The sequence below is a fragment of the Chromobacterium sp. LK1 genome, from assembly GCF_001043555.1.
Taxonomy (GTDB): domain Bacteria; phylum Pseudomonadota; class Gammaproteobacteria; order Burkholderiales; family Chromobacteriaceae; genus Chromobacterium; species Chromobacterium aquaticum.
The window spans coordinates 1-9297 of record NZ_LDUI01000019.1 but is presented as its reverse complement, the minus strand read 5'-3'; the positions used below and the strand labels follow the sequence as shown (position 1 = coordinate 9297).

Genomic DNA, 9297 nt, shown 5'->3' with positions numbered 1-9297 from the left:
CGGCCACCACCGCGAAGCCGCGTCCGGTCTCGCCTGCGCGCGCCGCCTCTATCGCCGCGTTCAGCGCCAGCAGATTGGTTTGATCGGCGATGTCCTTGATCACCGCGGCGGTGACGTCGATCGCGCGGCAGCGCTCGGCCAGCTCGCCGATGCAGCCCGAGGCGGCCGCCACCTGGCCGGACACCGCCTGGATCTCCTCCGCCGCGCGCCGCACCAGATTCTCGCCCTCGTCGGCCAGCTCGCAGGCGTTGGCGGAATCCGATTCGCTCTCGGCGCTGCGGCGCGACACCTCGGCCACCCCATCCAGCATGCCGGCGGTGGTGGCGGCGGCGCCGGCGGTGGCCGCGGCCGATTGCTCGACCTGGCCGTGGATCTGCTGCATGCGGCTGGACAGGCCGCCCACCGAGTTCTCCAGTTGGACGGAGCCGTCCTGCAGCCGCTCAATCAACTGCCGCAGGCTGCGCTGCATCGCGGCGAAGGCGCTCATCAAGCTGCCTTCGCGCGGCGCCTGGGTCAGTGGCTGGGTCAGATCGCCGGCGGCCATCGCCCGCGCGGCGGCGGCGGCGGCCTCGGCCTCGCCGCCTATCAACCGGTAAATGGAGGCGGCGACGCGCCAGGCCAGCAGCGTCACCACCGCCAGCACCGCCAGCCCGATGCCGGACAGCTTGAGCGCCAGGCCGGTGAACTGCCGGTCCACATCGTCCATGAACACGCCGGCGCCTATGGTCCAGTTCCAGTCCGCGATCCGCATCACCGCATTGAGCTTGGGCAGCGTCTCATTGCCATTGGGGCGCTTGGTGCGGATCAGCGCGAAGGCGAAATCGCCGTTCGCCAGCGCATCGCGGTACACCTGCACCAGGGTACGCCCGTCCGGCAGCTTGCCGCCGGTGTCGCGCTTGCCCAGCTTGCGCCGGTCCGGGTGCACCAGCACCAGGTCGCTGGCGTCGCGCGCGAACACATAGTTGTCCTGATCGCGCAGGCCGCTCATCGCCTCTATCGCCCGTTTCTGCGCCTCCTGGCGCGTCAGCTTGCCGCTTTGCTCCTGCTTTTGGTACATCGCCACTTGCTGGCCGGCCAAGTGCACCAGGCTGCCTATCTGCGCCCTGCGGTCTTCCATCAAGGTCGTGCGCAGGGTGTGCAGCGCGAAGCCGGCCACCACGCACATGCCCAACCCGGCGCACAGCACCACGCCCCCCAAACGGACAGCCAGTTTCATAGTCTCGCTCCATCGCTGGTTTCGGCGCCGCGCGGCGGCGGCCTTTCCTTCGTGGAGCATAGACTATTCATTACGCTTAAGTAGCGACCTCCTCAGGCATCGCCGCCGGCGGCGAACTGCAAGGCCGCCAGCCGCGCATACAAGGGCGAGCTGGCCAGCAGGCTCTGGTGGCTGCCCTCGGCCACGATGCGGCCCTGGTCCAGCACCACGATGCGGTCCGCCTGCTTGACCGTGGCCAGCCGGTGCGCGATCACCAGGGTGGTGCGGTTTTGCGCCGCGCGCTCCAGCGCCTGTTGCACCAATTGTTCCGACTCCGCGTCCAGCGCGCTGGTGGCCTCGTCCAGCAGCAGCAGCGGCGGATTCTTCAAGATGGCGCGGGCGATGGCGATGCGCTGGCGCTGGCCGCCGGACAGGCGCACGCCGCGTTCGCCCAGATAGCTGTGATAGCCCTGCGGCAGGCGTTCGATGAAATCATGCGCGGCGGCGGCGCGGGCGGCGGCCCTCACCTCCTCGTCGCTGGCGTCCGGCCGGCCGTAGCGGATGTTCTCCAGCGCGCTGGCGCCGAAGATCACCGAATCCTGCAGCACGATGCCGATGTGGCCACGCAAATCGGCGAAGGACAGCTCGCGCACATCCACGCCGCCCAGCAGCACCTGACCCTGCTGCGGGTCGTAGAAGCGCAGCAGGAGCTGGAACAAAGTGGACTTGCCGGCGCCGGACGGTCCCACCAGCGCCACATGCTCGCCGGGGCGCACGCTGAGCCGGATGCCGCAGAGCGAGGGCTGGCCGGGGCGCGAGGGATAGGCGAAATCAACATCGCGCAATTCCAGGCCGGCAGGCCCAGACGGCAGCACGCGCGGCGCGGCCGGCTCCGTCACCGGCGAATTCAGCGCCAGCAGTTCCATCAGCCGCTCGGTGGCGCCGGCGGCGCGCTGCACATCGCCCCACACTTCCGCCAGCGCGCCGATGGCGCCGGCGGTAACCACCGCGTAGAGAATGAACTGGCCCAGCTGCCCGGCGCTCATCGTGCCTTCCAGCACCGCGTGCGCGCCCAGCCACAACACGAACACGATGGCGCCGAAGACCAGCAGGATCACCGCCACCGTCAGCCAGGATCGCGCGCGGATGCGCGCCAGCGCGGCGTCGAAGCTGGTTTCCACCGAATCGCCGAAGCGCCGGCTCTCCCGCGCCTGCTGATTGAAGGCCTGCACCGTCGGAATCGCGTTCAGGGTTTCGCCGGCGATGGCGCTGGAATCGGCGATGCGGTCCTGGCTGGAGCGGGACAAGGCCCGCACCCGGCGGCCGAAGACCACGATGGGCAAGACCACCAGCAATAGCGTCACCAGGATGTAGGCGGTCAGGCTGGGGCTGGTGGCCATCAGCATGGCCAGGCCGCCCAGCATCAGCAAGACATTGCGCAAGCCCATAGACAAACTGGTGCCGATCACGGTCTGCACCAGGGTGGTGTCGGTGGTCAGCCGCGACAGCACTTCGCCGGTCTGGGTAACTTCGAAATACTCCGGGCTGACCCGGATCACATGCTGGTACACCGCGCGGCGGATGTCGGCGGTGACGCGCTCGCCCAGCCAGGATACCCAGTAGAAACGCAGCGCGGTGGCCAGCGCCAGCACCGCCGCCACGCCGAACAGGCCGAGGAAGTAGCGGTTGATGTCCGCCGCCGCGCGCTGGCTGAAGCCGTGGTCGATCAGGAAGCGAAAGGCCACCGGCAGCAGCAGGGTGGCGGCAGCGGCGACGATCAGCGCCAGCAGGGCCAGCAGCGCGCGCAGCCGGTACGGGCGCAGAAAAGGCAAGAGCCCGGTCAGCGGGGTGAGGCGATTCAGCGGGGAGGAATCGGACATGACGATCAGCACTCAATGATACAGAGCGCCCTACTCTAGCCTGCCGCCGGGCAAACCGCATCCCCGGACATGAAAAAACCGCCGCGGGCAAGGCCGGCGGCGGTTTGCGAAAGCCAGGCTTTCTTGGATCAGAACTTGTACTGCATCTGCACGCCCAGCAGGTGGCCGCGGATCGAGCTGTAGGAACCCTGCAGGGTGTCACCGTTGCGGAACGGGCTGGTGGCAGTGTGCTTGATGTCGCGGTCGCCGACGCCCATCAGATAGGTGTAGCCGGCGTCCACGGTCAGCTGCTTGCTGGCCTTGTAGCTGGCGCCCAGGCTCAGCCACACGCGGTCGGTGTCCGGAATCAGCGGATTGCGGTAGCTGGCGTCGCGCACCGGGCTGGTTTCATAACCCACGCCGCTGCGCAGGGTCAGTTGCTCGCTGTAGTTGTAGTCGGCGCCCACCGAGAACAGCCAGCTGGCTTTCCAGTGATTGTTGATCACGGTCTCGGCCATCGGGTTGCCCTTGATCACCAGCTGGTCGAAACGGCTCCAGTTGGTCCAGCGCGCGGTGGCGCTCAGCGCCCACTTGCTGTTCAGACGGCTGTAGCCGGACAGCAGCAGCGATTCCGGCGTGGTGACATCGGCGGCGCCGGCATGCACACCATCCAGATTGGTCATGCCCGGAATGCCGAGACGGTTAAAGCCGCTCGCGGTGTAATCTCCACGCGCCTTGTGGTTCAGCTTGGAGCGATAGGACAGGCCGACACGGTTGTCCTGATTGAACGCGTACATCAGGCCCAGGTTATAGCCATAAGCCCAGCTGTCGGCGTCGATCTCGCCGGTGGCGCCAGGCAGGAAGGCGCCCTGCTTCAGATCGGCCTTGGCATACTGCGCCGACACGCCGGCGCCGAAGCTCCACTTGTCGTCCAGCTTGTAAGCGAAGGACGGGTTGAAGTCCACCGTCATGATGGAGCTGGAAATGCCGTGGTTGCGGCCGATCCAGTTATCGTCATAGCTGGCGCCAAGACCGAAGGGCACGGTGATGCCCAGGCCCAGACGGGCGCGGTCGTTCAGTTGATGCACCAGGTAGGCATTGGGGATGACTTCGGCCTTGGCGCGACCGTTATCGCTGCCCTGGCGCGCGGCAGGGAAACCGCCCTTGCCTTCGAACGGCGCGTCAATTTCGGCATAGGTGAAGCCGCCCTGAATCTGGGTGCCTTCGATCAGGGTCATGCCGGCCGGATTGTAGAACACGGCGGACAAATCGTCGCCGACCACGCCGGCGCCGGCATGGGCACGGCCCAGGCCGACCACGCTTTGCTCGGATAATTGGAAACCAGCGGCCTGAGCCAGCGGCGCCGCGGCCAGCAGGCCGGCCACCAGAGCGGGAATGGCACGAACGGCGGAAGGTGCAAATGCTTTCATTTTCTTGTATTTACCCCGGCGGCTGGAAACCGCCCTTGTTATCGAAGCCCGGCATGCGCCATGGCGTTTATGCTATATAAATAGATAGCGGTCACACAGTTTTTAGGGGGTGGAGTCTAAATACTATTTTTTAAAAAAACAAGAACGCCTAAAAACCCAAAAGCATAAAAATGACCGCAAACCAGCCCGCCGCAGGGCAAGGCGGCGGCCATGGCGGCAAGGCGCTGCGCCGAGACAAAAGGCTGTGCTAATATTGGCGGCTTCTCACACCCTGTTGAATGAACCAACCATGAAACGAATGCTGAGCATGCTGGCGCTGACCGCGCTGCCCGCCGTGGCCCTGGCCTCGCCGACAGTGGAAATGATCACCAGCAAGGGCAATATCGAGATCGCGCTGGATTCGGCCAAGGCTCCCAAGACCGTGGAAAACTTCGTTGCCTACGCCAAGGCCGGCCATTACAACGGCACCGTGTTCCACCGCGTGATCGACGGCTTCATGATCCAGGGCGGCGGCTTCGACACCAAGCTGAGCCAGAAGCCCACCCGCGCCGCCATCGCCAACGAGGCGAGCAATGGCCTGAAGAACGGCGTCGGCACCATCGCGATGGCCCGCACCGCCGATCCGAACTCCGCCACCGCGCAGTTCTTCATCAATGTGGCCAATAACGACTTCCTCGATTACAAGTCCCCGACGCCGCAGGGCGCCGGCTATGCCGTGTTCGGCAAGGTGATCAAGGGCATGGATGTGGTCAACCGCATCGCCAAGACCCGCACCGGCAGCATGAACGGCATGGGCGACGTGCCGTTCGAGCCGATTGTGATCCAGAAAGTCACCATCAAACCTTAAAGCCTGTTTACGATCTGCCGCCTTGGCTCGCGAGATCGTTAAGCCCGCTTCAAGAACCACTTTAATACCGGCAGGCCGCCGCGCGGCCTGTCCGTCATCAAGGAAAACACCATGATCAAACTGACCACCAACTTCGGCGCCATCGTGCTGGAACTGTTCGCCGACAAGGCCCCGAAAACCGCCGCCAACTTTGAAGAGTATGTGAAGAGCGGCCACTACGACGGCACCATCTTCCACCGCGTGATCAACGGCTTCATGATCCAGGGCGGCGGTTTCAGCGCCGACATGTCGCAAAAGCCGACCAAGGCGCCGATCGAGAACGAGGCCAACAACGGCCTGTCCAACAAGAGCTACACCGTGGCGATGGCCCGCACCATGGACCCGCACTCGGCTTCCGCCCAGTTCTTCATCAATGTGTCCGACAACGACTTCCTGGACTTCAAATCGGAAAGCGCGCAAGGCTGGGGCTATGCCGTGTTCGGCCAGGTAGTGGAAGGCCAGGACGTGGTCGACAGCATCAAGGCGGTACGCACCGGCCGCAGCGGCGGCCATCAGGACGTGCCGGTGGAAGCGGTGGTGATCGAAAAAGCCGAAATCATCTGATTCGCCAACGCCGCGCCACGCGCGGCGCGCTCCCCAGCCCGGCCGTCCGGCCGGGCTTCAACTCATCCGCATGCGACATGGCCATTCATTTCATTTCCGACCTGCACCTGGCGGACGACACGCCAGAGCTGAACCGCTTGTTTCTGGACACGCTGCAAGCCTGGCAAGGCCGGATCGACGCGCTCTACATCCTGGGCGATCTGTTCGAATACTGGGTGGGCGACGACGACGATTCGCCGTTCCTGGAAGCGCCGCTGGCCGCGATGCGCGCCTTCGCCGCCGCCACGCCGCTGTACGTGATGCACGGCAACCGCGACTTCCTGTTGGGCGAGGGCTTCTGCCTGCGCAGCGGCGCGCGGCTGCTGGACGACCCGACCTTGATCGAGGCCCATGGCCGCCGCTACCTGCTCAGCCACGGCGACGCGCTATGCACCGATGACGCGGCCTATCAGCAATTCCGCGCCGTCAGCCGCAACCCGCAATGGCAGCAGGCGATGCTGGCGCGGCCGTTGGCCGAGCGCCACGCGATTGCGCGCCAGGCGCGGCAGCAAAGCGAGATGGCCAAGCAGCAAAACGGCCTGACCGCCATTTCCGATGTCACCGCTCCGGCGGTGGAAGCCTTGCTGGCCGAGCACGGCTGGCCGACGCTGATCCACGGCCATACTCATCGCCCAGCCATGCATCGCCATCGCGAATCCGAGCGCTGGGTGATCCAGGACTGGCACGGCGACCGCGGCGGCTATCTGCGGCTGGACGCCGCCGGCATCGCCAGCCTGCCGCTGAGCGCGGCCAACTGAAGCCGCAATGAAAAACGCCTGCCAAACGGCAGGCGTTTCTGCATCAGCCCGACGACGCCGGCAACGGCCGCCAACACGGCCACCAGCCCGGACCCGCGGCCAGATCGGCATCCACCGCCACGCCGGGCAGCGCCAGCAAGCGTCCGCCCGCATCGCACAGTAGCGGCCAACGCTCGCGCAAGGGCGGCGCGATGCCGGCCTCTTGCAAAAAGTTCTTCACCGGCTTGCGCCCCACCGCGGACGCCAGACGCTCGCCGCCCTGCCGCGGACACAGCAGCAGGCCTTGCGCCAACAAGGCCGCCGGCAGGCCACGCGGCCGCCATGCCCAGCTCAGCACACCGCCCCACCCTTCCACCAGGCATTCCGCCGCCGGGTCCAGCGCCGCTAGCGGCACGGCCGCTGGCGTCGCCAGCGCCGGCAAGGCATGCACGCCGTCGCGGTAGCGGTACAACAGGCCCGAGGCCAGCGCGAGCCGCGGACAGCTGTCGGCGCCGGCTTGCAAGGCCTGGCGCTGGAACTCAGCCAGGGCTTCCGGCTCCGGCGCCGGCCACTCCAGAACGCGCAACCAGGCCAGCAAGACCTGGCGCTGCCTGGGTTCGGACAAGCCGCGCCAGGCGGCCAGGCTCAAACCATCGCCGAGCCGACACGCGGCCAGATCCTGGGCCGCCACCTCGTCCAGCACCGCGGCCGCGTCCGCCAGCAGGCCGGCCGAGCGCGCCAGATGGCGGCGATAGTCCGGCAGCGCCGCTTCCAGCTGCGGCAGCAAACGCTGGCGCAGCAGATTGCGCCGCCAACGCTCGTCCCGGTTACTTTCATCCTCCACCCAGCTCAGACCCTCGGCCTGAACCCAGGCCTCCAGCTGCAGCCGGCGCAAGCCCAACAGCGGCCGCCACAACCAGGGCCCCGCCGCGTCCAGCCGACGCAGCGCCGGCATCGCCGCCAGCGCGCGCGGGCCGCCGCCGCGCAGCAATTGCAGCAGCACGGTTTCCGCCTGATCGTCCAGATGATGCGCCAGCGCCACCACCCCGGCGGCGGAGCGCCGATACACCTGGTAGCGGGCCGTGCGCGCCACCGCTTCCAGGCTATCGCCGCCGCTGACGACCAAACTCACCCGCTCCAGCCGCAGCGGCACCCGCAGCGCCGCGCACAAGGCGCGGCAATGCTCGGCCCAGGCGTCGGCATTCGGGCTCAAGCCGTGATGCACATGCACGGCGCTCACCGCCAGCCCGGGCCTGTGTGTGCGTGCGCGGCACAGCAGCGCCAGCAGCGCCACCGAGTCCAAACCACCGCTCAAGCCCACCTCAAAAGCACATTGGCCGGACAATTCGTCCGGCCAATGGCTTAGCAGAGCTTCGAGCGGGTCAGGCTGCGGCTTCCTTGAAGCGGCCATAGCTCATCAATCTGTCGAAACGGGTTTTCAGCAATTCGTCGATCGGCTTGGAGGTCAAGTCTTTCAACTCTTCCTGCAACACGCGCTTCATGCTCGCCATCATCTGGGCATGATCGCGGTGCGCGCCACCCACCGGCTCGTTGACCACGCGGTCAACCAGGCCCAGGGTCTTCAGGCGCGGCGCGGTGATGCCCAACGCCTCGGCGGCGTCGGACGCGCGTTCGGCGGTCTTCCACAGAATGGAAGCGCAGCCTTCCGGCGAAATCACCGAGTAAGTCGCGTATTGCAGCATATTGACGCAATCGCCCACCGCGATGGCCAAGGCACCGCCGGAACCGCCCTCGCCTATCACCGTGACGATGATGGGCACGCGCAAGCGCGTCATCTCATAGAGATTGCGACCGATGGCCTCCGACTGTCCGCGCTCTTCCGCGCCGATGCCGGGCCAAGCGCCGGTGGTATCGACCAAGGTGACCACTGGAATGCCGAACTTCTCGGCCAGCTTCATCAGGCGCAAGGCCTTGCGATAGCCTTCCGGATGCGGCATGCCGAAGTTGCGGCGGATCTTTTCCTTGGTGTCGCGGCCCTTCTGCTGGCCGATGACCATCACCGACTGGCCATTGAAACGGGCCAGGCCTCCGACGATGGCTGCATCGTCGGCATACGCGCGGTCGCCATGCAGCTCTTCGAAGTCGGTGAAAATACTCTCTATATAGTCGAGCGCGTAGGGGCGCTGCGGATGGCGCGCCACCATGGCGATTTGAGACGGCGTCAGCTTGGCGTAGAGCGTCTTGGTCAGCTCCTGGCTCTTCTTCTGCAGACGCGCGATCTCTTCCGAGATGTCCAGCACCGAATCGTCCTGAACATAGCGCAGTTCTTCTATTTTGTTCTCAAGTTCGGCAATTGGCTGCTCAAAATCGAGAAAGGTCGGCTTCATTCGTTACGTCATCCGATAAATAGCTAATGGCGGCATGATACCTTAGCGATAAAGCCGGCGTCACCTTTCTGTCTGACAAAAACATTAATTTTTGGAGCTTTTATTCGAAATTGTCGTCAGTTGAAAAAAATTGCTGATAGACCACTTGCGCAAGCTTAAACCCTGTGTTTTAATTCGCCTCCTCGCTGAGACGCAAACGCAACAGCGAACAGGATTCAGGGCGTTTAGCTCAGTTGGTA

General features: G+C 65.5%; 8 protein-coding genes. 3 read left to right on the top strand and 5 right to left on the bottom strand.

What is annotated here, in order from left to right; translation table 11 throughout:
- The 3 genes from VI26_RS10470 to VI26_RS10460 form a co-directional block, all read right to left on the bottom strand.
- Positions 1 to 1216, bottom strand: a 1216-nt coding sequence (locus VI26_RS10470) for a methyl-accepting chemotaxis protein (protein ID WP_048409692.1), incomplete at its 3' end; no start/stop codon positions are given.
- 92 nt (positions 1217 to 1308) lie between these two features.
- A complete protein-coding gene (locus tag VI26_RS10465) occupies positions 1309 to 3075 on the bottom strand; it encodes an ABC transporter transmembrane domain-containing protein (RefSeq protein ID WP_048409691.1) in 1767 nt (588 codons plus the stop codon).
- A 128-nt stretch (positions 3076 to 3203) separates the two neighbouring features.
- Positions 3204 to 4484, bottom strand: a complete 1281-nt coding sequence (locus VI26_RS10460; RefSeq protein ID WP_048409690.1) for an OmpP1/FadL family transporter — start codon at positions 4482 to 4484, stop codon at positions 3204 to 3206.
- 289 nt (positions 4485 to 4773) lie between these two features.
- On the opposite strand from VI26_RS10460, the gene VI26_RS10455 reads away from it, so the two are divergent.
- The 3 genes from VI26_RS10455 to VI26_RS10445 all read left to right on the top strand — a co-directional run bounded on the left by VI26_RS10455 (position 4774) and on the right by VI26_RS10445 (position 6731).
- A complete protein-coding gene (locus VI26_RS10455) occupies positions 4774 to 5331 on the top strand; it encodes a peptidylprolyl isomerase (protein WP_048409689.1) in 558 nt (185 codons plus the stop codon).
- Between the two features lie 111 nt (positions 5332 to 5442).
- Entirely contained in the window at positions 5443 to 5934 is a 492-nt protein-coding gene (locus tag VI26_RS10450) for a peptidylprolyl isomerase (RefSeq protein WP_048409688.1), read from the top strand.
- Positions 5935 to 6011: 77 nt separating this feature from the next.
- Positions 6012 to 6731, top strand: a complete 720-nt coding sequence (locus VI26_RS10445) for a UDP-2,3-diacylglucosamine diphosphatase (protein WP_048409687.1) — start codon at positions 6012 to 6014, stop codon at positions 6729 to 6731.
- A gap of 43 nt (positions 6732 to 6774) precedes the next feature.
- Here the strand turns inward: VI26_RS10445 and tilS are convergent, their stop codons facing one another.
- Together tilS and VI26_RS10435 are read right to left on the bottom strand one after the other, a co-directional pair.
- Positions 6775 to 8031, bottom strand: coding sequence for a tRNA lysidine(34) synthetase TilS (tilS, locus tag VI26_RS10440; RefSeq protein ID WP_231580999.1), 1257 nt, complete (start codon positions 8029 to 8031; stop codon positions 6775 to 6777).
- 61 nt (positions 8032 to 8092) lie between these two features.
- On the bottom strand, positions 8093 to 9058 hold the full coding sequence (locus tag VI26_RS10435) for an acetyl-CoA carboxylase carboxyltransferase subunit alpha (RefSeq protein ID WP_048409686.1): 966 nt from the start codon (positions 9056 to 9058) through the stop codon (positions 8093 to 8095).
- Positions 9059 to 9297 lie beyond the last annotated feature (239 nt).

Bases quoted from the DNA above. Each gene is read 5' to 3' on its own strand.
- VI26_RS10465 (WP_048409691.1), bottom strand. From the start codon at position 3,075: ATGTCCGATTCCTCCCCGCTGAATCGCCTCACCCCGCTGACCGGGCTC.
- VI26_RS10460 (WP_048409690.1), bottom strand. From the start codon at position 4,484: ATGAAAGCATTTGCACCTTCCGCCGTTCGTGCCATTCCCGCTCTGGTG.
- VI26_RS10455 (WP_048409689.1), top strand. From the start codon at position 4,774: ATGAAACGAATGCTGAGCATGCTGGCGCTGACCGCGCTGCCCGCCGTG.
- VI26_RS10450 (WP_048409688.1), top strand. From the start codon at position 5,443: ATGATCAAACTGACCACCAACTTCGGCGCCATCGTGCTGGAACTGTTC.
- VI26_RS10445 (WP_048409687.1), top strand. From the start codon at position 6,012: ATGGCCATTCATTTCATTTCCGACCTGCACCTGGCGGACGACACGCCA.
- VI26_RS10435 (WP_048409686.1), bottom strand. From the start codon at position 9,058: ATGAAGCCGACCTTTCTCGATTTTGAGCAGCCAATTGCCGAACTTGAG.